This is a genomic window from Mesorhizobium sp. WSM4815 (genome assembly GCF_055811575.1).
This window is the reverse complement of the sequence record NZ_JBVVQS010000077.1, coordinates 23,869-45,806: the sequence shown is the minus strand read 5'-3', so window position 1 is coordinate 45,806 and position 21,938 is coordinate 23,869. Positions and strand designations below refer to the sequence as shown.

The following is a 21,938-nucleotide window of genomic DNA, read 5'->3' as shown; positions in this document are numbered from 1 at the left end:
GCCTGCGCTATCCAGGCCGATTCAGTTTTGGCTCGGATGCAGCCGCGGCCGACAGTATGCTCCCCGGCCCGCTTCGAAACGGGGCGTTTCTATAGGCAAGCAGCAACACCACGATAATGGTGATCTCCGGCGATTTTGACGAGAGCGCGTTGTTCGACAGCGCAGCAAGCAGGAACGTCATGGTGCCGATCCATGCCGGCAGCGGCGCCCCGCGCAGCAACCGGAAAATGAACCAGAATACCAGCCCGATAAAGAGCGCGGCTATGGGCAAGCCGAAGAGCATGATGATGACCACCGGCGCGCTCTCGATGTAGGGCAGATGCAACTTCTCGTTGACGATTGCCAAGAGGTCGTCGACGTTCATGCCGAACAGGATGTCTTTCCAGCTGACAAGTCCGAACACCTGGTAGATCGTCACCCGCGCCATGAAGTTTTCGTCAAAGATCGTGTTGCCGAATCGGTTCAGCAGCCCGCCCGAAAACAGTATGGCCACCAGCACTGCGCCGCCCGCCACGGCGAACAGCAGCACGACAGACTTGGCCTGCCGCTGATGCTTGAGCGACAGGCGCGGCCAGGGCACGAACATCAGCAGGATGAGGGTTTCTGCGGCAGCGAGCAACAGGGCGGCGCGGGCGCCTGATGCAGCACAGCCGACGAGCAATACGAAGATCGCCAGCACCCGCACCCATATGCGCCAGTTCGTCAGCGGTACGAACCCGATGACTGTGGCGCAGAGCGCGCCCAGGGCCAGCGGGTGCGCCGATAGCCCGATCGGCCTGAACTGCAGTTCGTTGAGACCGTAGGGCAGAAATCGATGTTGAGTCACCGCTTCGATCGTGCCCATCACAGCGCTGAGGACCACCATCCCAAGCACGAGGTCGCCCAAGGCACGCCGCACTTGCGCGTTCAGGGCAAGCATCAACAGGCCTGCGGCGCCGGCCACCAGATAGGTATCGATGATAAACCCGGAGGAGCCGGCACGGCCGGTGATGAACAGATACGGCACCAGCGCGAAAATCACCGCAGAATAGAGCAGCAAAGCCTTGAAGATTCCAATTTCGTCGCCTTGCAGCAGAAACGGTCGGCTGAAAAGGACGACAGGAAGCAGCAGGAAGATGGCATAGGTGCCGACATGCAGTTTCTCGTAGAACGAACCGCCGTCGGCGGTATAGTCGACGACCATGTTCATGATCTGCGGCGACACCGTGAAGCGGAGCAGGAACGCCAACGCCGCGTATAGGAAAAACAGCAGCGACAGCGCGTTCTGACGGCGCGCCTGGCTGGATCGTTCCGATACGGCGGCGGGATAGCTCATCGCCGATCCAAGTGAGGGTATTCAGACGCCATTCTGGCCAACGAGATCCATTCAAGGGACCGCTGAACGGACGCGGTGCCTGACTCGGCAAAATATGCCAACTTGGAAAATGACATGTTAACGATCTTTCTGTAGTGCTGGTCCGCGTAGCGAATAACCAGAGTTAGCGCCATGTCTGCCGCTTCCGGCACAACCCCTCCCCCTACAGCGGATTCCAATATCAGCGCATTCGAGCGGATCGCCAATGCGCGGCGCGCCAGCAGGGCAAGGCTGCAACAGGATGCTCCGGTCACGGCGCGCCCCCCTGCCCCTGTCACTCCGCCCACGCCCGAGCCTGTCCCGACGGTGACGCTCGACAAGATCGGCGATTTCCTCGAGCTCGATTTTCGACGCCTGTTTGTCTGGCTGCGTGCCGGGCTCGTCTGGGCATTGATGCTGGCAGTAGCCGGCGGCGTCATCGGCGCCGCCTATGGGTTGCTGAGCAAACAGCGTTACACCGTCACGACGGAAATCCTCATCAATCCCGCCAATTTGCAGGTTGTGGAAAACGATGTCTACTCGCAACCGGGCCAGGTCGACAGCCAAATACTGAACGCGCGCAGCAAGCAGCGCATCTTGACCTCCGGCAACGTGCTTGCACGTGTGGTGGACGAACTCGGTCTAGCCAATGATCCGGAGTTTTTCGATCCGGACCAGACCGCTTCCACCTCTGGTGCTGCAGCGAGTGGCGGCAAGTCCGATCCGAAGCTTATCGCCCAGAAAAGCCTGGCGCAGCGGGTCAGCGTCGCTGCAGATGAAACGTCGTTCGTCACAACCCTCGCGGTATCGGCAGAAACCACCGGCAAGGCGATCCTGATCTCGCAAGCCGTCGTGAAGGCTTTCCAGGAGGAACTGGCCAAGGCCGATGCTGCTGGCGCCGGCCGTGCCGCGGCTGCTCTTGAGGGCCGGCTCGGCCAACTCAAGCGCGACGTGCAGGCAGCCGAAGAGAAGGTCGAGAGCTACAGGCGCAGCCACAATTTGTCGGCCAGCAATGGCCAGCTGGTCAGTTCGCAGACGATGACGCAGCTCAATAGCGAAATTGGCGAGGCGCAATCGCGCGTCATCGCGGCGCAGGCAAGTTACGACGCCTTGGTTGCTTCCGGTGTCAATGGGGCCAATCCTGACCCCGCGGTTTCGGCAGCACTCTCAGTGCTGCGCGACAAGGCGAATGGCTTGCGGCAGCAGATCGATTCTCAGTCCATGACCTTTGGTCCGCGCCACCCGACGATCGTCCGGCTCAGGACAGAATTCGAAACCGTCAGTTCTCAGCTCAGGGCGGAGTTCTCGCGCACGGTCGGCACGGCAAAAGCCAACCTGGACAAGGCCAACGCCTCGTTGGCTTCTCTCACCGCCAGGATGAACGCTCTGAAGAACAACGTTTTCACCGACAGCGAGTCCCAGGTCGCCCTGCGTGAGCTTGAACGCGACGCCGCCTCGAGAAGGGCTGTCTATGAAAGCTTCCTGTCTCGCGCGCGTCAAATCACCGAGCGCGAGCAGATCGACACCACCAATGTGCAGGTGATTTCCACCGCCGTGCCGCCACCGGGTCGCTCGTGGCCGCCCCGCACCCCTGTGACGGCAGGCCTGGGAGCTTTCGCCGGCTTTGCTCTGGGCATGCTGCTGGCCATTGCCATGGGCATCGTTCGCGACATGCGCCAGCCGCCGAACCGATCAGGCATCGGCGTCAGCCGAGCCTGAATCCAGGCATGGCGAAGCGCATTGTCTTTCACATCGCCAGTCTCAGGGGCGGCGGCGCCGAGCGTGTCTTCGTCCTCATGGCAAATGAATTGGCATCGCGTGGGCACGATGTCACACTTTTTACCTGGAACGCGGAAGGACCCAACGCCGCGCTGCGCTCCCCCGCCGTGCATCTGGTCGATTTCGACCTTCCCATCCAGGGCGAGGGTTACGGCAAGTGGGAGACGCTGAAAGGCATCGTGCGAAGCGCAGGTTTGTTCAGCCGCCTTGGTCCGCATGCGGTCTACAGCGCCCCGGAGTTTGCCAATCTGGTCGTGGCGCTGGCGCTTCTCCTGGCGCGAAGCCGGGCGCGGTTTTTTCCAAGCTTCCACGCAGCCGCCTCACTGCCTTCCAGCAGCCTCGGCGCGAGAATAGCGGTCTGGCTTTCCGCGCTGGTTGCAGCGCGCGCAACCAACGCCATCGCCGTCTCAGCGGGTGTCGGCCGCGACCTTGCGGCCCGCGGCTTTCCTAAATCCAAGATTGTCGTCATCAACAATCCGCTGCCGCCGGTTGCGGCGCTCGAACAAGATTCCAATGCATGGCAGGCACAGCTGGCGACGATGGGCGATGGCCCGGTCATCGCCACCGCCGGGCGCCTGGTGCCGGTCAAGGACCATCGGACCTTGCTGCGGGCTTTCGCTATCCTGCGCGCCGGCCGCCGCGCTCGGCTTGTCATCTTCGGTGAAGGTCCGCTGGCTGCCGAATTGCGCGCCTATGCCGAGGAAACCGGCATCGGCACGGATGTCCTCTTTGCTGGCTACGTCAACGACCCAGCCGCCTGTTATGCCGCAGCCGATCTGTTCGTGCTTTCCTCGACGAGCGAAGGCTTTGGCAATGTGCTGGTCGAGGCCATGGCTGCGGGCGTCCCGGTAGTCTCCACCGATGCGCCACATGGCCCGCGCGAGATTCTCGGTGACGGTCGTTTCGGCGCCTTGGTGCCGGTCGGCGATGCCGCGGCTATGGCAAAGACGATGGCTGACATGCTGGACCACCCCACTTCTGCCGCCATCCTGAAAAGCAGGGCGGCGGATTTCGAAGTTGAAAAGATCGGCGATCTGTACGAAGCACTGCTCTAATGCATGTCGCCCAAAAGCATGCCCCCGGGCCTGACCCGAGGGTGCGCAGCGGTTTTTAACGGAGTGCTTGAATGAGACATGTGTGGCGTTGGTTCGGCCCGGTCGACAAGGTGACGATTGCGGACGCGCGTCAAGCCGGGGCGCAAGGCATCGTCACGGCCCTTCACCACGTTCCTCACGGCGCCGTCTGGCTGCCCGCCGAAATCGAAAGGCGTCAGCGCGAAGTCGCGTCCTTGCCGGATGGCAGCGCAAGCGAACTGAACTGGGAGATTGTCGAAAGCCTGCCGGTTTCCGAAGCGATTAAGACGCAGGTCGGCGAATGGCGCAGCCATCTAGCCAACTACAGGACGTCGCTGGAAAACCTGGCGCGAGCCGGCATTTCGGTCATCTGCTACAATTTCATGCCCGTGCTCGATTGGACCCGCACCGATCTTGCCTGGCGCCTGCCGCATGGCGGCACCACCATGCGCTTCGATCTGATCGACTTCGCCGCATTCGACATCCATATCCTGAAACGCCAGGCGGCGCCCGGCGACTACACACCGGAGATCGCCGCCGAGGCGGCGCGCCGATATGCGCAAATGGATGACCATGCGCGCAAGATTCTGGCAAGAAGCGTCAATTCCGGCCTGCCCGGCTCGACCGAAGACACGTCTCTCGACGGCCTCGCGGCTCAACTGTCAAACTATGACCGCATCGACGCAACAACCCTGCGCCGGCATTTCGTCGATTTCCTGGCGGAGGTCGTGCCCACGGCCGAACGCCTCGGCCTGCGACTCTGCTGCCACCCCGATGACCCGCCGTTTCCGCTGCTCGGACTGCCGCGCATCATGTCGACCGAGGCCGACTACAGCTATGTTCTGGACGCAGTCGACAGCCCGGCCAACGGCGCGACGCTGTGCACCGGATCGCTCGGCGCGAGACCCGATAATGATCTGCCCGGCATGATCGAGCGGATGGGGCCAAAAATCCATTTCGCCCATCTGCGCAATGTGCGCAAGGAAGCGGCCGGCACCCCCTGCTCGTTCCACGAGGACGAGCACCTTGCCGGCGACACCGACATGGTGGCGGTGGTGGCGGCGCTGCTTCACGAGGAAGCGCGGCGCAAAGTGAAGGGCCGCCCGGACGCCGTCATCCCGATGCGCCCCGACCATGGCCAGGATATCCTCGATGACCTGACGCGCGGGGCGCAGCCCGGCTATCCGGCCATCGGTCGGCTCAAGGGATTGGCCGAACTCCGCGGCGTCGAACATGCCATTCGCAGGTCGACATCACGAGAGCCGATCTCCACTTACACCGCATAATCCAGAGGGAAATGCGACAGGCCGGTCCGCGACCTGTGCTCGTTAAACATGCCATCGTTCGACCGCTGGGCGTCCGGCAGTCCGCCTCCGGCTCGATGGCACCTTTTCACCCATTTGCGCGGACTTGTGTATAATAGCAACTTGCGGCTTGAGTCCGATTGCAATCCGCTGGGTTACGCTCGTTATTGGTCCATCCGCAGCCGGATTTGAGAAGAACTCCAGGAGGCGGTTGGGAATTCATATCCTGGGAGGAAAACAAGATGAGAAAATTCGCCGCCGCTCTGGCCGCCGCCGCTACGCTGTATTCGTTCGCCGCGGGCGCGCAAACCTATCCCGAACGCACCATCACCGTGGTGGTGCCGTTTTCGGCCGGCGGCCCGACCGACACGGTCACGCGCCTCGTCGCGGAAGCCATGTCGAAGGATCTCGGCCAGCAGATCATCGTCGAGAATGTCGGCGGCGCCGGCGGCACGCTGGGCGCCGGTCGCGTCGCGAGCGCCGAGCCCGACGGCTATACGCTGCTCCTCCATCATATCGGCATGGCGACAAGCGCCACGCTTTACAGAAAGCTCGCATACGACACCCTGAACAGCTTCGAATATGTCGGCCTCGTCACCGAGGTGCCGATGACCGTCGTCGGCCGCAAGGACCTCGAGCCGACCGACCTGAAGGGGCTGGTCGACTACGCCAAGGCCAACAAGGATACCGTCACCGTCGCCAATGCCGGCATAGGCGCGGCCTCGCATCTGTGCGGCATGCTGTTCATGAGCGCGATCGGCACGCCGCTGGTCACCGTGCCCTACAAGGGCACCGGCCCGGCCATGACCGACCTTCTCGGCGGCCAGGTCGACATCATGTGTGATCAGTCGACCAACACCACCAAGCAGATCCAGGGCGGCACGATCAAGGTTTACGCCGTCACCTCGGCTGAACGCCTCGATGTTCTGCCGGACGTTCCGACGACGACGGAAGCCGGTCTCCCGGAAGTGCAGGTCGGCATCTGGCACGGCCTCTACGCGCCCAAGGGCACGCCGGCGGAGGTCACTGAACGCCTGTCGAAGTCGCTTCAGGTCGCGCTGAAGGACCCGAATGTCGTCGCCCGCTTCGCCGAACTCGGCACCAAGCCATCGCCTGAAGCTGATGCGACTCCTGCCGCGCTGAAGGCCAAGCTGGAGGGCGAGATCGCGCGCTGGAAGCCGATCATCGAAGCCGCCGGCCAGTACGCCGACTGAGATTTTGAACGGGGCGCCCACCAGCGCCCCGTTTTTTTCACACCGGCCCCATTTTCACACCGGCATCGGCGCGCCCGCGGCGCGGGCCTGGGAGGACGTCATGAAACCCTTCACAATCGACACGACCAACGGCATATGCGCCGCGCTGTTCATCTTTCTCGGCGGATTTTTCGCGCTGCAGTCGCTCGACCTCGAAATCGGCACCGCCTTCCGCATGGGACCGGGCTATTTCCCGCTGGTCCTGGCAATCGTTTTGATCCTGCTTGGCGCCGTCATCCTCGTCGAAGCGGTGCGCTTCGAGAGCGAGCCGATCGGCCATGTAGCCTGGCGCGGCATGCTGTTCATCCTGCCTGCCCCGATCTTCTTCGGCCTGACCGTGCGCGGCCTCGGTTTCCTCCCCTCGATCTTCCTGACGGCGCTGATTGCATCCTTTGCCAGCGGTCGCATGAGGCCGCTGACCGCGCTCGTGCTCTCCGCCGGCCTGACGCTGTTTGCGTTCCTCGTCTTCAGCTATGCGCTCGGCCTGCCGTTCCGGCGCTTCGGCCCGTGGCTGCAGTTTTGAGGAGATGAACATGGAACTCCTCGACAACCTCGCGCTCGGTTTTTCGACGGCCTCGTCGCTGGCAAATCTCGGTTTCTGCCTGATCGGCGTCCTTCTCGGCACACTGATCGGCGTTTTGCCCGGTATCGGCGCCACCGCCACCATCGCCATGCTGTTGCCGATCACCTTCCAGATCGGCGACCCGGTTTCCTCCCTTATCATGCTCGCCGGCATCTATTACGGCGCGCAATATGGCGGCTCGACCACCGCCATCCTCATCAACATGCCCGGCGAATCCTCGTCGGCCGTCACCGCCATCGACGGCTACCAGATGGCCAAGAACGGCCGCGCCGGGGCGGCACTCGCCATCGCGGCGATAGGCTCGTTCTTCGCCGGCACGGTGTCGACCTTCCTCGTCGCCGTCTTTGCCCCGCCGCTGACGGCGATCGCGCTGGAATTCGGCGCGGCCGAGTATTTCTCGCTGATGATCGTCGGCCTCGTCTCGTCCGTCGCGCTCGCCCACGGCTCGATCGTCAAGGCGCTGGCGATGGTCGTGCTTGGCCTGCTGCTCGGCATCGTCGGCACCGACATCTACACCGGCACGCCGCGCTTCACGCTCGGCATCCGCGAATATGCCGACGGGCTGAATTTCGTCGCGGTGGCGGTCGGCGTCTTCGGCGTCGCCGAAATCCTGCGCAACCTCGAAAACGAGCACGAGCGCTCGGTGATGATCCGAAGCGTCTCCGGCCTGATGCCGACCCGCGACGACTTTCGCCGCATGGCGGCGCCGATCGTGCGCGGAACCATCATCGGTTCGGCGCTCGGCATCCTGCCGGGAGGCGGCGCGATCCTTGCAGCCTTTGCCTCCTACACGGTCGAAAAACGCATCTCGAAAAACCCCGGGGAATTCGGCAAGGGCGCCATCGAAGGCGTCGCCGGACCGGAATCGGCCAACAATGCCGGTGCGCAGACCTCCTTCATCCCGATGCTGACGCTCGGCATTCCGGCCAACCCGGTCATGGCGCTGATGATCGGCGCGATGATCATCCAGGGCATCGTGCCCGGCCCCAATGTCGCGATCGAACAGCCGGCGCTGTTTTGGGGCATCATCGCCTCGATGTGGATCGGCAATCTGATGCTGATCATCTTGAACCTGCCGCTGATCGGGCTTTGGGTGAAACTCCTGACGATCCCCTACTACGTGCTCTTCCCGATCATCATGGCGTTCTGCTCGATCGGCGTTTACAGCGTCAACACCAACATCTACGACCTCTACGCCGTCGCCTTCTTCGGCTTTCTCGGCTATCTCCTGACCAAGCTGCGCTGCGAACCGGCGCCGCTGCTGCTCGGCTTCGTGCTCGGCCCGCTGCTCGAGGAAAACCTGCGCCGCGCCATGATTCTCGCGCGCGGCGACCCGACCACCTTCGTGACGAGGCCGATCAGCGCCGGCCTGCTGTTCATCGCCTTCGCCGTGCTCGTCATCGTCTTCCTGCCGGCGGTCAAGAAGAAGCGCGAAGAGGTGTTCGTGGAGGAGAATTAATATATGTCACGCAAAAGCATGCCCTTGGGCCTGACCCGGGCCTGACCCGAGGGTGCGCAGCGGTTTTGCGACAACGACATCCATAAAAACAAGAACTTAAGTCACGCGGCCGCCTGTCCAAGGCCGCGGCTGCCGATGCGGGCTCCGGTTTCCGCATCGAACAGAAAGACGGCAGCATCCTGGAAGGTGATGCCGATCGGCTCATCCATATCGTAGTGCGCCGATTTATCGGCCTTGACGGTTACGGTGGCCCCACCGAACTGGCAGGTGATCAAGGTATGATCGCCGATCAGTTCCACGGCATAGACTCGCGCCGCAATCTTGCCCTCCGATGGCGCCGTGACCCGGCAATCCTCGGGCCGGAGGCCGGCAGTGACCTTCATACGGCTTTCGGCAACGCTGGTCGCAAATCGCCCTTCCGCGCAGGCGAAGCTACCCTCGACCAGCTCGCCGTGGAGAAAATTCATCGGCGGCGAGCCGATGAAGCCGGCGACGAACAGGTTCGCCGGATCGTCGTAGATCTGACGGGGCGTCGCGATCTGCTGCACGACGCCGCGGTTCATGATGGCAACACGGTGCGCCAGGGTCATGGCCTCGATCTGATCGTGAGTGACGTAGATCGTCGTCACGCCCAGATCGGCCTGCAGGCGTTTCAGTTCCGAGCGCATGTGGCCGCGCAGCTTGGCGTCGAGATTGGAGAGCGGCTCGTCCATCAGGAAGACGCTCGGCCGCCGCACCATGGCGCGGGCGAGCGCGATGCGTTGCCGCTGACCGCCGGAAAGCTGCCGCGGATAGCGGTCGAGGAACTCCTCGAGATGCACCTTGACGGCGGCACTGCGCACGGCGGCGTCGCGCTCAGTGCGCGGCACGCCACGAAGCTTCAGCGGATATGCGATGTTCTCGGCAACCGTCATGTGCGGATAGAGCGCGTAGGACTGGAACACCATCGCCACATCGCGATATTTGGGCAGCACGTGGGTGACGTCGCGGTCGCCGATGAGGACGCGGCCGGAACTCACCGATTCAAGCCCGGCCACCATGCGCAGCGCTGTCGTCTTGCCGCAGCCTGAAGGGCCGAGCAGCACCAGGAACTCGCCGTCCTCGATCTCCAGGTCGAGCCCTTTGACCACCTCGACCGCGCCGAAGGACTTGTAGATATCGGACAGGGTGACCCGCATATTGACTAGCCCTTCACTGCGCCGACCAGCAGCCCGCGCGCGATGTGCTTCTGCAGGATGCTGGAGATGATGATCACGGGGGCGATCATCACGGTGATCAACACCGACATGTTCCACCATTGCGGCCCGCGGGTCGTGTTCTGTGCCGATACCAGCACCGGCATGGTCTGCGCATCGGCATTGGAGAGGAAGAGGGCCAGCAGATACTCGTTCCAGGCAAGGATCAGCACCAGCAGGAAGGTCGCGACCAGGCCGGACCGCACCAGCGGCAGCGCGATGGTGAAGAAAACGCGGAACTTGGAGGCGCCGTCTATTTGTGCGCTCTCCTCGAGGTCGAGCGGGATGCCGGCGAAGAAATCGCGCGTCAGCCACACCACGATCGGCAGGTTGATGGCGGTGTAGGTGGCGATCAGCGCCACCTGCGTGTCAAGCAGGCGCATCTGCTGGAACATCACGTAGATCGGCAATACGGCGACGATCGGCGGCATGATGCGGTTCGAGATGATCCAGAACTCAATGTCGCTGTTGCCGACCGCAAGCTTCGTGCGTCCAGCGAGCGTGAACAGCGCAATGACGAAGAGGGCTGCCGCCACGACAATAGCGATCTCCCACCGCACGCCGAAAGTGGCCACCGCCACGATGATTGCGGTGAGCAGGATCAGGAAGATTGCAACGGCGGCGAGTTTCACCTGGAAGCGGATACGCACGAGCGCGTAGGCTGCCAGCGAGCCGATCAGGACTGCGAGCAGCGTGCTGGCGACGGCGACAACGACCGAATTCATGTAAGGGCGCAGCGTATAATTCTGCACGAGCATGAAGTCCCATGCCTGAAGCGAGGGAGCAAAGTCGACGAACGGAAGATAGAACGGCCCGTTGTCGACCTCCCCAGGCCCCTTGAAGGACGTGATGAACACCCAGTAGAGAGGAAGCACCACAACCAGCGTCCACAGGAGCAGCAGCACATAGGTCACCACCCTGGCGACCGGCGCCTGGCTGTCGATCGAGGCCGGCTCGAACAGCCGGCGCGCCAGCGAGCGCGGCTCGGTGCTCATGCTTCGAACCGGCGCGCCGGCCGGACCACGAAGTTGAAGAACGAGACGCATACGATGGTCGAGATGAAGAGCAGCATGTAGCCGATAGCGGCCGAGCCGCCGAGATCCTGGGTGCGCCAGGAAATGAAGGAATGGAGCGTCATCGATTCCGTCGCCAGGCCGGGGCCGCCGCCGGTGAGCACGTTCGGCAGATCGATGATCTTGAAAGCCTCGATGAGCCGGATCAGCACGACGGTAGCGGCAATCGGCGCGATCGCTGGCCAGGTAATGTCGCGAAAAATCTGGAAGCCGTTGGCGCCGTCCAGCCGTGCCGCCTCGACCTGATCGCGCGGCTGGTTTTCGATGGCCGCCAGCAGCACGATGAACATGAACGGCGTCCACTGCCAGGTGTCGCCGACCAACACCATCAGCCGCGCCGACCAGGCCTCCGTGGCCCACGACCACTCGCTGATGCCGAAAGCGCGCACGAGCGGGGCGAAGGGCCCCTTCTGCATGTCGGCGAGCATGCGGAACGTGTAGGCGATGCCGACCGGGGTCACCATCAGCGGGATGAAGAAGAGGACGCGAAAGAAATTCCGGCCGCGGATCGGCTGGCCGCACAGCAGCGCGAGGCCCAGCCCCAGTGCGAACTGCACGGACACGCCGACGAACACGTAGAGAAGCGTGTTGACGACAGTCCCCGGCACGCCGCCCGGCGCCATGGTGGCCAGCGCAAGAACCGCCAGGCCCATCGCCATCGAGGTCGCCAGAAGCCGACCAACCGTGCCGACGACGGTCGGCCTGCCACGCAACAAGTAGCGGGCGAGGAGGAAAAACAGCCCTGCCGCGATCAAGGCCAGCAAAGCGAATTGGACAAAGCCGAACGTGCCAAACTTACCGAGCAGGTGATACTGCTGCGAGCCGACCAGCAGCTTGCGGAAGTTCAAAAGTCCGATGAATTTCAGCGTGAATCCGCCCGACGCGAGCGCAAAGCGCGAAAGCGCGAGATAGGCCGAGATGATGAGCGGAAAAATCGCGAAGCAGAGAAGCACGACGACGGCTGGCAGCACCATGATCCGGCCTGAGTGACCGTCCAGCCATTCGGCCCAGCTGCGGCGGTCGGCAGCGTCTGGCATCGTGTCGGTTGCGGTCATCATATCCTGAGAAAGTGGGGCAGGCATCAGACCCGGCGCGGACGATGCCACGCCGGGTTGTTTGCTTGGCTGCCTATTTGGCGCCGATGGTCGCCTTGTAAAGTTTGAGCTGCTCGTCTTTGCCAACCTCTTCGTTCAGCTCATTCCAGCCTTCCTCGACCGCCGCGACGGTCGCTTCCTTGTCGATTTCGCCGGCGAGGAAGCGCGAGACCGCCTCGTCGAGCACGACCTGCTGGTACTTCTGATTTTGTGGGATGCGCAGGTCGAGGATCATGTTCGGGCTGCTCATGCTGTCGTTGATCGCGCCCAGGTAGACTTTGGCCTCCTCCTCGCTCATGCCGGCCTTCTTCCAAAGGTCGCTGTAGCCGAGCTGCGAGGTGCGGTACGGGTTGAAGCCGGTGCCGCCGACGGTAACGTCGGCATTCGATTGCGCTGGCTGCGTCATGAACGAGAAGTAGGCGTAGGCGGCGTCCTTCACCTTCGGATCGGCCGCCGCGTTGATGCCGCCGCCCCAGCCGCCAAAGGCGGCGAATGGTGCATGGTTCACGCCGTCGATCGCGTGCGGGCAGTTTTCTGCCGTGCAGGCTTCTAGCTTGCCGGTGTCCCAATTCAGGACCTCCTTGGATCCGGGCATGATCGCAGCGCCCCATTTGCCCATCACCTTGGACTGCTTCGGATCGATCGAGATCGTGCCTACATCACCCCAGTCGAGGTTCAGCGCGCAGCGGCCGGAAGCGAAGAGCGGCCTTGTATCGCTGACGTCGAGGTTCAGTTCGTCCGGCGGGCCGTACTTGGTCGATTCAGACAGGAAGTCGAGCGCCTTGCGGAAGGCGTCGTTGTTGACGAGCGGCGTCATGTCCTTGGTGTTGAAGAAGGTGCCCTGGCTGGTTCCCTTGGACTGGGTCATCGAGCCGACCACATCGGTGACGAACCAATAGCTCTGCGCGTTGCGCTTCTTGGCGATGCAGGAGCCGAAATCCGGCGTGCCATCGCCGCTCATGTCCTTGCCATGCGTGGCCTTGGCGACATCGAGATACTCGTCCCAGGTTTTCGGCACCGCCAGGCCGGCCGCTTCGAGCACATCCTTACGGTAGTACATCATGTGGAAGTCGCCATCGAGCGTGATCATGTAGGTCTTGCCGCTGTACTTCTCGGAGAAATCCCGGAAGAACGCGCCCACATCCTCCTGCTGGATGTCCTTGTCGGCCTCGACCCGCGGCGTCAGGTCCTCGAGGTAGCGGCCGGCAATGTAGTCGACCATCCATTGCGGGGCGAACACGCCGGCGTCGACCGAGTTGGTGCCGCTCGCCCAGTCGGTGAGAATCTTCTGATAGAGATCCGAAAAGGGCACCGCGATGATATTGATCTTGGCGCCGGTGAGCGCTTCGAACTCGGGCGCGCGCCGCTGCAGCGGCTCCTGAATCGCACCGGTCTGCGTAATGACGTTCACGGTAACCCCCGCAAACGGCTTGTCCTGGGCAAAGGCAGGCGCGCCAACCAGCGCGGTAAAAGCCGAAAAGCCGGCCAGAAAGACCCCAATTCTCATCAGACTTCCTCCCGTGTTGACCGGGACATGTTCCTGCGAACCAAGCCGCCGGTATCTCCCCGTCGGTTGCCGTCGCCAGAGCACGGCACCAACGCTTGCCAAGCACAATATCGGCATCGCGCAGCGAGTCCAGTGCCTTGCCGCAACGGAAGGTGAGCTGCCCCCGCGGGCTTCCCGGCTAATGCATGTCGCCCAAAAACGCGCAGCGGTTTTAGCGCGGAGTCGCCAGAAGACCGCTCGATCTTGCCTGGGAATATTCCACCGCATCGACAATCCCCGTCACACCACCGTCGGCACGGGCGTCACTGCAAGTTGGTGTGGCGGTGCAACATCAGTCTGTGCGCGTCGCGGATCTGCTGGGCCATGAAGAGCACAATGCTGTCGAGCAGGATGAGGCAGGATTGCTCGAACAGGCTGCCGCCAAACTGTTTCGATTTCTCGACAGGGACATGCAGCGTAAGATCGGCAATGCCGGCCAGGGTCCCGGCCGGCTGATGCGTCAGCGTAACGACCTTGGCGCCCTCCGCCTTGGCGATGCGGGCAAAGCCTGTACTGACCGGCGTTTCCCCGGAGCCGGAGATGATCAGCAGCGCATCGCCCCTGCGGATCGATGGCGCCGATGCCTCACCGACGAAATGCACCGTTCGGCCAAGATGCATGATGCGCATCGCACCCATCTGCGCGACAAGGCCGGAGCGTCCCTGCCCGGAAAAGAACCATCGCTGATCAGGGTCATCGAACGCCTGCACCAGCCTTGCAAAGGCGTCGGCGTCGATCCGGCCGAGAAGGTCGGCTATCTCCTGTCCCACGGCCAGCCACGGCCTGGATTGGGCAATCTGTCGCGAATCCATCGTGCTACCTCTTTCGGGTTTGCGGATTCCGTGATGGCGCTGCCAACCACGAGGATTTCGGGCTCGACTGCGATCACCGCTTGCAGCGTGTCGGGGCCGATCCCGCCGGCGAGCGAAACCAAAAAGCCACGATCATGCATCTTTCTGACGGCGTCGATATGTGACGTGGAAATGTTGCCGGCCAGCCGCGCATCGGTTGGCGAGTGGACAGCGACGTAGCCGAAGCTTTCGGGGAAGATAGCATTCAAGGGAAGCAATTCTGCCTTGCCCGCCTCGGTGATGGTATCGACGACGACCGTCGCGCCGAAGGCTGCGGCACGTTTTCCGACCGCCTCATGCGTGGCGGGCGAAGCACACGACAGCACCGTCATGAATGCGGCGCCGGCGCCGAATACCATATCAGCCTCGAACCGGCCGGCGTCGACGGTTTTGGTATCAGCCAGCACCATGACTTCAGGGCAGAGCTCGCGCGCTGTGGCGATGGCCGAGAGGCCGAGGCATTTCAGCAATGGCGTGCCGATCTCGGTAATGTCGGCAAAATCCTTCATCTGCGCGAGCAGGGCCAGGTGTTCAGGCTTGTCGAAGGCGACTTGGAGGAGCAAGGCGGCTCTCCCGGATTGCTTAAGACAGCGGATGCGGCATGCCGCCCAACCCACTGTCGTGTGCTTCGTGGTCGAAATCTGCCATAATCCAGCAACCTCCAGGCTGGTCTGCACAGGGAGAGCAAATCGTGCCCTGCAAAGCAAGTGGTCTTGTCGAAAGCAGGAGGTGCGGGCCAGATCAGCGCCGACGCCACCTGCAATGCAGTATGAGGTAGTCCTTTGACGAGACTGTTTGAGCCCATTGCATGCAAGGTCGACCTGTCGACTGGTGCGATGGCAAATGCAACCGGCAGCTACCAGAAGCGCTTCCGCGATCTGGACGGGCTCTATGCCAACGCCGCGGTGTTCGAAGCCATGCGCGCGGCGTGGGGCGAGCGCATCGTCTACGAGGTCTCCGAGTTCCGGCCGACCGAGCAGTCGGGCGACCTGATTTTCGGCGTCACGCGCATGGCGCCCGGCAAAGTCGGCGACGAGTATTTCATGACGCGCGGTCATATCCACAGGCAGGCCGACCGGCCCGAGATCTACTATGGCCAGAAGGGGCACGGCCTCATGCTGATGGAATCGCCGGAGGGCGAGGTTCGGATCGTGCCGATCGATGCCCAGACCGTCTGTTATGTTCCGCCTTTCTGGATCCACCGCTCGATCAATGTCGGGGACGACGATCTGGTGATGCTGTTCTGCTACCCCGCCGATTCAGGGCAGGACTATGAGATCATCGCGAGATCGGGAGGCATGCGCTCGCGTGTGGTCGCCGGCGATGGAGGCTGGAGGCAAGTCGACAACCCGGATTGGCGACCGCGTGACGCAAAGCTGATCTCTGCCCTCTATGGGCAACAATCCGGCACGGCGCCGGCATGAAGGCGCGCTACGAGATCGCTGCTTCATTTAGCATTGCTGCACTGCGCGCGGAGAAAATCCGGGAGAATGGCAAATGAGCCGCTATCGGCCGGCCACCCAGCCGACATTCTATTTTATCGGCGTCACGACGACGAGCAGCTCGATCATGCGGGTTTTCCCGGCATGGGCGCGCCACCTCGGGCTGAAGGAAGCAGTTCTCAAAGATGCGGTTCTCAGGGGCATCGACTTTCCACTCCATGCCGATCCGGAGGCCTACCGTGAGGTCGTCTCCTTCATAAAATCCGACCCGCAGTCGCTTGGCGCGCTGGTCACCACGCACAAGATCGATCTTTTCAACGCAGCGCGCGACCTGTTCGATGTGATCGATCCGCACGCCCGCCTGATGCACGAGACCAGTTGCCTGTCGAAGCGGGGCGGAAAACTCGTCTGCCATGCCAAGGATCCGATCTCTTCGGGCCTTGCGATAGACGGTTTCATTCCGGCGGAATATTTTGCGGACACCGGCGCGGAGGTCCTGTCGATGGGCGCCGGCGGATCGACGATAGCGATCACCTGGCACCTGATGCGCAAGGAGCGTGGCGCCGACGTGCCTTCGCGCATCATTGTCAGCGACCGTTCGCAGCCGCGTCTCGATGAAATCGAGCGCATCCACAAAGACATGATGTCGACGGTCGAGCTCGAATATGTCCTGGCAGACCGACCAGAGATCAACGACGAGACGTTGGCGGCGCTGAAACCAGGCTCGCTGGTGATCAACGCGACCGGACTTGGCAAGGACGCGCCCGGCTCGCCGATTACCGATGACGGCGTGTTTCCCAAGCGCGGCATTGCCTGGGATCTCAACTATCGCGGCGACCTGATCTTCCTCGACCAGGCAAGGCGGCAGCAGGCCCGACGGCAGTTGCAGATCGAGGATGGTTGGACATATTTCCTGCATGGCTGGACGCAGGTGATCGCAGAGGTCTTCGACATCGCGATCCCGGTGTCGGGACCGGATTTCGACGAGATGTCGCGCATCGCCATCGAAGCGGCGAAAGGCTGATGCCGTGGGTCTCGTCGCGCCGCGCTCGCTCTGACCGATAGACGGAGGGTCACATGTTTGCCCATCTCAGGACTCTTCCGAAATGAGCGGCGAACTTTTCCTTGCCATCGACGTCGGCACCGGCAGCGTCCGCGCCGCACTGATCGATGTCGCCGGCAAGATCCTCGAGCTCGCGTCGCGCGAGCACGACCAGATCGTGCCGGAATTCGGCTGGGCCGAACAGCGGCCGCTCGACTGGTGGGAGGGTGCGCGAGCGAGCGTCAAGACGGTGCTGGACCGCGTCGAAGGCGCCCGCGAAAACATCTCTGCCATCTGCGTCTGCGGGCAGATGCACGGGCTGGTCCTGCTCGACGCGCACGGAGCGCTGACGCGCGACACGGCATCGCTCTGGAACGACAAGCGCTCCGTCGATCTCGTCCGTCGCTTCGAGCAAGCGAACCAGGCGGACAGCTACCTGCCCGAAAGCGGCAACACGCCGACCCCGGCATGGCCGGGCTTCAAACTGCAATGGGTCCGAGACAACGATCCCGCCGCATACGCCCGCAGCGCAGTCGCCATCATGCCGAAGGATTACATCAACTACCGGCTGACCGGCGAGATCGCCATGGATACAGGCGACGCGTCCTGCAGCTTCCTGATGAACCCGGAGCGGCTCGACTGGTCGCCGGTGATGATCGAGCGCATGGGTCTCGACGCCGCCAAGCTACCGCCGATCCGCAACCCGCTGGATGTCGTCGGCCACGTCACCGAACAGGCGGCGCTCGACAGCGGCCTGCGCTCTGGAACCCCGGTGCTGGTCGGTGGCGCCGACTATCCGGTGGCACTGCTCGGCTCAGGCGCCTGTCGCCCGGGACTGGGTTCCGACAGCACCGGCACGGGCGCCATCATCACTGTTATCGCGGAGGAGCTGCTGCTTGACCCGGAAATCTCGAACGTTGCGACGGTCGAAGGCAACTGGGCGCAATTCGTGCTGCTGGAGACCGGCGGCGACGGCATGCGCTGGGCACGCCGTGCCTTCCACGGCAACGCGCTGTCCTACGACGAGATCGTCGCCCGCGCCGCCGAGGCCCCGGCCGGTTGCGACGCGCTGCTCTTCATGCCCTTTCTCACCGGCGAACGCCTGGGGCGCCATCGCAACGCCCGCGCACAGTTCTTCGGATTGGGCGCCGGGCATGGCATGGAGCATTTGCACCGCTCGATTCTGGAAGGCATCGCCTTTGCCATGACGCGCCACATCCGCATCATGGAACACGCGTCGAACAGGCCGCTGGAGCGCGTCATCGCTGCGGGTGGCGGGGCGCGCACCGAACTCTGGCTGAAAATCAAGGCCAGTGCCTTCAACATTCCGATCCTGGTCCCGCGGGAGCCCGAATGCGGCATTGTCGGCTGTGCCGCGATGGCCGCGACGGCGACAGGCCGCTTCTCGCGCGTCGACAAGGCGGCCGAGCGCTTCGTGAGCTACGGCGCCGAAATCCTGCCGGACCCCGGATGGGCCGAGATCTATAGGCGCACCCAACCGGTTTTCGAGCAGCTCTACCGTCACAGCCAGGCGCTCTACGACGACATCGACGCACTGGCGGCCGCCACGCGGCCGACGCAGCCGTGACGTCTGCGATCGCCTGGCGATCGCACAGCGCGTCGGAGACTCGGTCGTAGGGCTCGGCAATCAGAGGAGAAGCTCGAGGCCGCCGCTGCCTCATGGCATTGGTCGGCGGCCTGATGGGGCTTGGGAGGGCCGCCTCAGCCGGCCTGATACTCCTGCGACTTGAACGACAGGTGCTTCACGCCTTCCGGGGCATCCGAGATTTTCCGGATGTTCGCCCAGGTCTGCTTGTAGTTCGGCAGGATCAGCTCATTGGTGCCGGCGTTGATGACGTTGCCCTGCACACCGGTCGGGAATCCGAACAGCATGAAAGTCTCGCCCTTCCTGGCGCTTGGCGTCGGGTAGACCATCGCCTGGGTCGAGCCGCTCTCGTTATAAACCTCGACGAGGTCGCCGTTCTTCACGCCGAGTTCGCTCATGTCGTCCGGGCTCACCTCGATGAACGGATAGGGCCAGCGGTCCATCACGAATTCGCTCTCCTGGTCCAAAAAGGCATTCTGCCAGACCTGGTTGGCGCGCCCGTTGTTGATGAGGTACTTGTTGTTCTTCTTCTGCTCCTCCTTGCCCGGCGCCTGCAGGCCGCGCCATTGCGCTTCCATGAAGGTCGCCTTGCCGTCCTTTGTCCCGAACTTGCCATCGGTATAAAGACGCTTGGTGCCGACGATCTTGCCGTCTTCGAAACCGGTGGCGGGCTCCTGGAAGCCGTTATTGCCCATCGCCTTCAGACGCTCATAGGTGACGAATTCGCCGCCTCCGGCATTCTTGTTGTAGCCGTCCATGAAGGCGTCTTCCTCGGTCTTCCAGTCGTAACCCTTGAACTGGTCGGCATAGGCATTGTCGCCCATTTCGCGCAGGACTTTTTGCATGTGCTGGGCAAGCCCGGCGGCGATGAGACAGTCCGGCCTGGCGTTGCCGGGCGGGTCCATGTAGCGCTCGACCAGCCGCATGCGCCGCTCACCGTTCATCGACGTCAGGTTCATCTCGCCCGACTCGGCCGCCGGCAGCCAGACATGGCTCGCCGCGCCGATCTTGGACGGGATGATGTCGACGTCGACCGAGAACAGGCCGCCGGCCTTGATGGCGGCCAGTATGGCTTCGACCATCGCCTGCCGGTCGCCATACGCCACCTTGCTCATCGCATCCTTCACGATGTCGGTGCGCTTCTTGTAGACCATGTTGAACTGGTGGGCGTTCAGCGTGGTCTTGTAGTGGTCGCAGGCCCAGATGTGATGAACGCCGCCCTTGCCCTCGATCAGCAGCTTGTCCACATAGGCGGCGGGTCGGCCGACATGCGCGTCGGAGGGACGGACATAGCCTTCCTGGTGGCCGCCCATGCGCACGCAGCCGCCGCCCTCGCGACCGACATTGCCGGTGGCGAGCGCGACGTTCACCAGCGCCGCATTGGTGCGATAATTGTCGTTGCCCCAGATCAGGCCCTTCTCGTAGGCGAACATGGTGCGTCGACGCTTACCGTCCTTGGGCTCGGCGATCCATGCCGCCGACTGACGGATCTGGTCGACGGTCAGCCCGGTAATTTTCGCCGCATCCTCGAGCGTGGTTTTGTTGGCGGCGAGCGCCTTGTCGAAATCGGTGGTCGACGCGTCGATGAAGGCCTTGTCGACCCAGCCCTTGTCGGCAATCTCGGTCAGCCAGGCATTGAACAGCACCATGTCGGTGCCGGAATTGATGGCAAGGTGCATGACGTTTTCCTTGCCGGCTTCGGCCTCGGCCGCGTTGACCGACACGGTGCGGCGCGGATCGACGAAGATGATGCGTGCCTTGGCGTGCGGCTCGCCCGGCAGCTGCGCCTGTTTTTTCTGCATCGAGGTGCCGCGCAGGTTCGGGACCCAATGGTTGAGGAAATAGTTGGTCTGCGTCTCCAACGGATTGTTGCCGACCGAGACGAGCGTGTCGGTCAGTTCGGCGTCCTCGTAGCAATTGTTCAGCTCACCGACGCCCATGTCGCGGGTCGCATGGACCTCGGAATTGTAGGCCGGCCTGTTGTGGATGCGGATGTTCTTCACCTTCATCGAGCCGAAATAGAGTTTTCCGGTGCCCCAGGTGTTTTCGTAGCCGCCGGCCGAACCGCCGTGATCGAAGACGGAGACGAATAGCCCATCTTCGCCCTGTTCCTTGACGACCGCGGCGGTGACGCGGGCGACGAGATCGAGGGCATCCTCCCACGAGGTCGGTTGCATCTGGCCGTACCGCCAGACCATTGGATCGGTGAGGCGTTGCTGCTGCGAGCCGCGGGCGGTCGAGTAACGCAGCTCGCCCATGCGGGCGCCGCGCACCGAACCGAGGCCGGAATTCACCTCGCAGTCGTGGTCCGGCTTGATGACGATATGGACGTCCTTGCCGTTCTGCTTGACGATGTTGTACATCGACGGCGCGTACCAGGCGTCGGTCTCGGCGGCCTGCTGCTCGGATAGCTCGACGCCGAACACATTCGAGGCGGCATCGGTGCCGCCCTGCTTGTTGGTCGGCCAGGTGTAGGCGTGATAGCCGCAGCCGACGATGCAATAGTGGCAGGTGACATTGTGTTTCTTGGCATCCGCCGGAATGATCGGCAGCCGGTCGATGTGACGTTTGTAGGCCATGATCCGATCCTCCCTTAAAGCACGTTGCTCAGACGGCCGTAGAGCAGCTCGTCCAGGCCCTCGGCATAGATGTCGCCCTTGTCGTCGATGCGGAGCGCGTATTGCGGCAGGTTGGCGGTCGACTGCCCCCAGATCTGTTGCCCGCCGGCATCCGCGTCGAAGCGCGAATAGTGGCCGGGGCAATTGAACGAGTGGTCGTCGGCATTGTAGTTGAGCGGAAAACCCTTGTGCGGGCAGATGGTCGAGAAGCCGACGATGTCGCCGTCAGGGCCGGCGCCGCCTTCCACTTTCATGCCAAGTTTCAGCAGCACACCGGGCGCGTTCTCGTCGGGATAGCCGACATCGAAAGGCTCGTTCGGTTTCAAATCGGCTATATTGGCCAGCTTGTTCGACGGGTATTCGACCAGCGCCAGACCGGGTGCAGCCTTGGTCTCGGCTTGTGCCGGCAGCGCCACGGCGGTGGCCATGCCGGCGGCGGCGAACGCCCCTCCCCTCAAGAATTGACGGCGGCCGGCGTCGACCAGCCTGTTGCAGCGATCCATGCATTCCTCCCATTGGCGAAATCGTCGCAAGCCGTCTTGCAACGCCTGTGCCAAGCGGAGAAGCCGCCGATTTGATTGAAGCGCGTCGCATTGAACGGATTCATGCGACGCGCTTCAAGTTCTTGTTTTTATGCATATCGTTGC

18 protein-coding genes are annotated in these 21,938 nt (G+C 62.9%); 9 read left to right on the top strand and 9 right to left on the bottom strand.

Annotation, left to right across the window (positions count from 1 at the left end; translation table 11 throughout):
- Positions 1-7: 7 nt before the first annotated feature.
- Complete coding sequence (locus tag AC0L2B_RS04810; protein ID WP_473744424.1) at positions 8-1,315, bottom strand: VpsF family polysaccharide biosynthesis protein; 1,308 nt, start codon at positions 1,313-1,315, stop codon at positions 8-10.
- Positions 1,316-1,486: 171 nt separating this feature from the next.
- On the opposite strand from AC0L2B_RS04810, the gene AC0L2B_RS04805 reads away from it, so the two are divergent.
- From AC0L2B_RS04805 to AC0L2B_RS04780, 6 genes are all read left to right on the top strand, one after another.
- A complete protein-coding gene (locus tag AC0L2B_RS04805; RefSeq protein WP_473744423.1) occupies positions 1,487-3,052 on the top strand; it encodes a GumC family protein in 1,566 nt (521 codons plus the stop codon).
- 8 nt (positions 3,053-3,060) lie between these two features.
- Positions 3,061-4,167: a glycosyltransferase gene (locus AC0L2B_RS04800; RefSeq protein WP_473744422.1), complete on the top strand. Its 1,107-nt coding sequence runs from the start codon at positions 3,061-3,063 to the stop codon at positions 4,165-4,167.
- A 71-nt stretch (positions 4,168-4,238) separates the two neighbouring features.
- Positions 4,239-5,471, top strand: a complete 1,233-nt coding sequence (gene uxuA / locus AC0L2B_RS04795; RefSeq protein WP_473744421.1) for a mannonate dehydratase — start codon at positions 4,239-4,241, stop codon at positions 5,469-5,471.
- 260 nt (positions 5,472-5,731) lie between these two features.
- Positions 5,732-6,703, top strand: coding sequence for a tripartite tricarboxylate transporter substrate-binding protein (locus AC0L2B_RS04790; protein ID WP_473515551.1), 972 nt, complete (start codon positions 5,732-5,734; stop codon positions 6,701-6,703).
- 100 nt (positions 6,704-6,803) lie between these two features.
- The gene (locus AC0L2B_RS04785; RefSeq protein WP_023797766.1) at positions 6,804-7,265 is read left to right on the top strand and encodes a tripartite tricarboxylate transporter TctB family protein; all 462 of its coding nucleotides are present in this window, start codon (positions 6,804-6,806) and stop codon (positions 7,263-7,265) included.
- A 10-nt stretch (positions 7,266-7,275) separates the two neighbouring features.
- Positions 7,276-8,784: a tripartite tricarboxylate transporter permease gene (locus AC0L2B_RS04780; protein WP_473744420.1), complete on the top strand. Its 1,509-nt coding sequence runs from the start codon at positions 7,276-7,278 to the stop codon at positions 8,782-8,784.
- Positions 8,785-8,885: 101 nt separating this feature from the next.
- Here the strand turns inward: AC0L2B_RS04780 and AC0L2B_RS04775 are convergent, their stop codons facing one another.
- The 6 genes from AC0L2B_RS04775 to AC0L2B_RS04750 form a co-directional block, all read right to left on the bottom strand.
- Positions 8,886-9,962, bottom strand: a complete 1,077-nt coding sequence (locus tag AC0L2B_RS04775; protein WP_473744419.1) for an ABC transporter ATP-binding protein — start codon at positions 9,960-9,962, stop codon at positions 8,886-8,888.
- 5 nt (positions 9,963-9,967) lie between these two features.
- On the bottom strand, positions 9,968-11,014 hold the full coding sequence (locus AC0L2B_RS04770; protein ID WP_473744418.1) for a carbohydrate ABC transporter permease: 1,047 nt from the start codon (positions 11,012-11,014) through the stop codon (positions 9,968-9,970).
- Positions 11,011-12,147, bottom strand: a complete 1,137-nt coding sequence (locus AC0L2B_RS04765; protein ID WP_473490764.1) for a carbohydrate ABC transporter permease — start codon at positions 12,145-12,147, stop codon at positions 11,011-11,013. Before AC0L2B_RS04765 ends, AC0L2B_RS04770 begins: the two co-directional genes overlap by 4 nt.
- Before the next feature lie 73 nt (positions 12,148-12,220).
- A complete protein-coding gene (locus AC0L2B_RS04760) occupies positions 12,221-13,693 on the bottom strand; it encodes an ABC transporter substrate-binding protein (RefSeq protein WP_473744417.1) in 1,473 nt (490 codons plus the stop codon).
- 302 nt (positions 13,694-13,995) lie between these two features.
- Positions 13,996-14,502, bottom strand: coding sequence for an SIS domain-containing protein (locus AC0L2B_RS04755; RefSeq protein ID WP_473490766.1), 507 nt, complete (start codon positions 14,500-14,502; stop codon positions 13,996-13,998).
- Positions 14,487-15,260: an orotidine 5'-phosphate decarboxylase / HUMPS family protein gene (locus AC0L2B_RS04750; RefSeq protein ID WP_473744416.1), complete on the bottom strand. Its 774-nt coding sequence runs from the start codon at positions 15,258-15,260 to the stop codon at positions 14,487-14,489. Before AC0L2B_RS04750 ends, AC0L2B_RS04755 begins: the two co-directional genes overlap by 16 nt.
- Positions 15,261-15,365: 105 nt before the next feature.
- On the opposite strand from AC0L2B_RS04750, the gene AC0L2B_RS04745 reads away from it, so the two are divergent.
- The 3 genes from AC0L2B_RS04745 (at position 15,366) to AC0L2B_RS04735 (ending at position 18,655) form a co-directional block, all read left to right on the top strand.
- Positions 15,366-16,007 carry a glucose-6-phosphate isomerase gene (locus AC0L2B_RS04745; RefSeq protein ID WP_473744415.1) on the top strand — a complete coding sequence of 214 codons (642 nt, stop codon included), beginning with the start codon at positions 15,366-15,368 and terminating at the stop codon, positions 16,005-16,007.
- 73 nt (positions 16,008-16,080) lie between these two features.
- Complete coding sequence (locus AC0L2B_RS04740; RefSeq protein ID WP_473744414.1) at positions 16,081-17,049, top strand: shikimate dehydrogenase family protein; 969 nt, start codon at positions 16,081-16,083, stop codon at positions 17,047-17,049.
- Positions 17,050-17,131: 82 nt separating this feature from the next.
- Positions 17,132-18,655 (top strand): xylulokinase, encoded by a 1,524-nt coding sequence (locus AC0L2B_RS04735; protein WP_473744413.1) that lies wholly within the window; start codon positions 17,132-17,134, stop codon positions 18,653-18,655.
- A 134-nt stretch (positions 18,656-18,789) separates the two neighbouring features.
- Here AC0L2B_RS04735 and AC0L2B_RS04730 read toward each other — a convergent pair whose 3' ends face one another.
- Together AC0L2B_RS04730 and AC0L2B_RS04725 are read right to left on the bottom strand one after the other, a co-directional pair.
- Positions 18,790-21,252 carry an arsenate reductase (azurin) large subunit gene (locus AC0L2B_RS04730; protein WP_473744412.1) on the bottom strand — a complete coding sequence of 821 codons (2,463 nt, stop codon included), beginning with the start codon at positions 21,250-21,252 and terminating at the stop codon, positions 18,790-18,792.
- A gap of 14 nt (positions 21,253-21,266) precedes the next feature.
- Positions 21,267-21,794, bottom strand: coding sequence for an arsenate reductase (azurin) small subunit (locus AC0L2B_RS04725; RefSeq protein WP_473744411.1), 528 nt, complete (start codon positions 21,792-21,794; stop codon positions 21,267-21,269).
- Between the last annotated feature and the right edge of the window lie 144 nt (positions 21,795-21,938).

Coding starts and splice junctions, on each gene's coding strand:
- AC0L2B_RS04780 (WP_473744420.1), top strand. CDS start 7,276: ATGGAACTCCTCGACAACCTCGCGCTCGGTTTTTCGACGGCCTCGTCG.
- AC0L2B_RS04730 (WP_473744412.1), bottom strand. CDS start 21,252: ATGGCCTACAAACGTCACATCGACCGGCTGCCGATCATTCCGGCGGAT.
- AC0L2B_RS04725 (WP_473744411.1), bottom strand. CDS start 21,794: ATGGATCGCTGCAACAGGCTGGTCGACGCCGGCCGCCGTCAATTCTTG.
- AC0L2B_RS04735 (WP_473744413.1), top strand. CDS start 17,132: ATGAGCGGCGAACTTTTCCTTGCCATCGACGTCGGCACCGGCAGCGTC.
- AC0L2B_RS04790 (WP_473515551.1), top strand. CDS start 5,732: ATGAGAAAATTCGCCGCCGCTCTGGCCGCCGCCGCTACGCTGTATTCG.
- AC0L2B_RS04800 (WP_473744422.1), top strand. CDS start 3,061: ATGGCGAAGCGCATTGTCTTTCACATCGCCAGTCTCAGGGGCGGCGGC.
- AC0L2B_RS04760 (WP_473744417.1), bottom strand. CDS start 13,693: ATGAGAATTGGGGTCTTTCTGGCCGGCTTTTCGGCTTTTACCGCGCTG.
- AC0L2B_RS04810 (WP_473744424.1), bottom strand. CDS start 1,315: ATGAGCTATCCCGCCGCCGTATCGGAACGATCCAGCCAGGCGCGCCGT.
- AC0L2B_RS04805 (WP_473744423.1), top strand. CDS start 1,487: ATGTCTGCCGCTTCCGGCACAACCCCTCCCCCTACAGCGGATTCCAAT.
- AC0L2B_RS04785 (WP_023797766.1), top strand. CDS start 6,804: ATGAAACCCTTCACAATCGACACGACCAACGGCATATGCGCCGCGCTG.
- uxuA (WP_473744421.1), top strand. CDS start 4,239: ATGAGACATGTGTGGCGTTGGTTCGGCCCGGTCGACAAGGTGACGATT.
- AC0L2B_RS04775 (WP_473744419.1), bottom strand. CDS start 9,962: ATGCGGGTCACCCTGTCCGATATCTACAAGTCCTTCGGCGCGGTCGAG.
- AC0L2B_RS04740 (WP_473744414.1), top strand. CDS start 16,081: ATGAGCCGCTATCGGCCGGCCACCCAGCCGACATTCTATTTTATCGGC.
- AC0L2B_RS04765 (WP_473490764.1), bottom strand. CDS start 12,147: ATGACCGCAACCGACACGATGCCAGACGCTGCCGACCGCCGCAGCTGG.
- AC0L2B_RS04770 (WP_473744418.1), bottom strand. CDS start 11,014: ATGAGCACCGAGCCGCGCTCGCTGGCGCGCCGGCTGTTCGAGCCGGCC.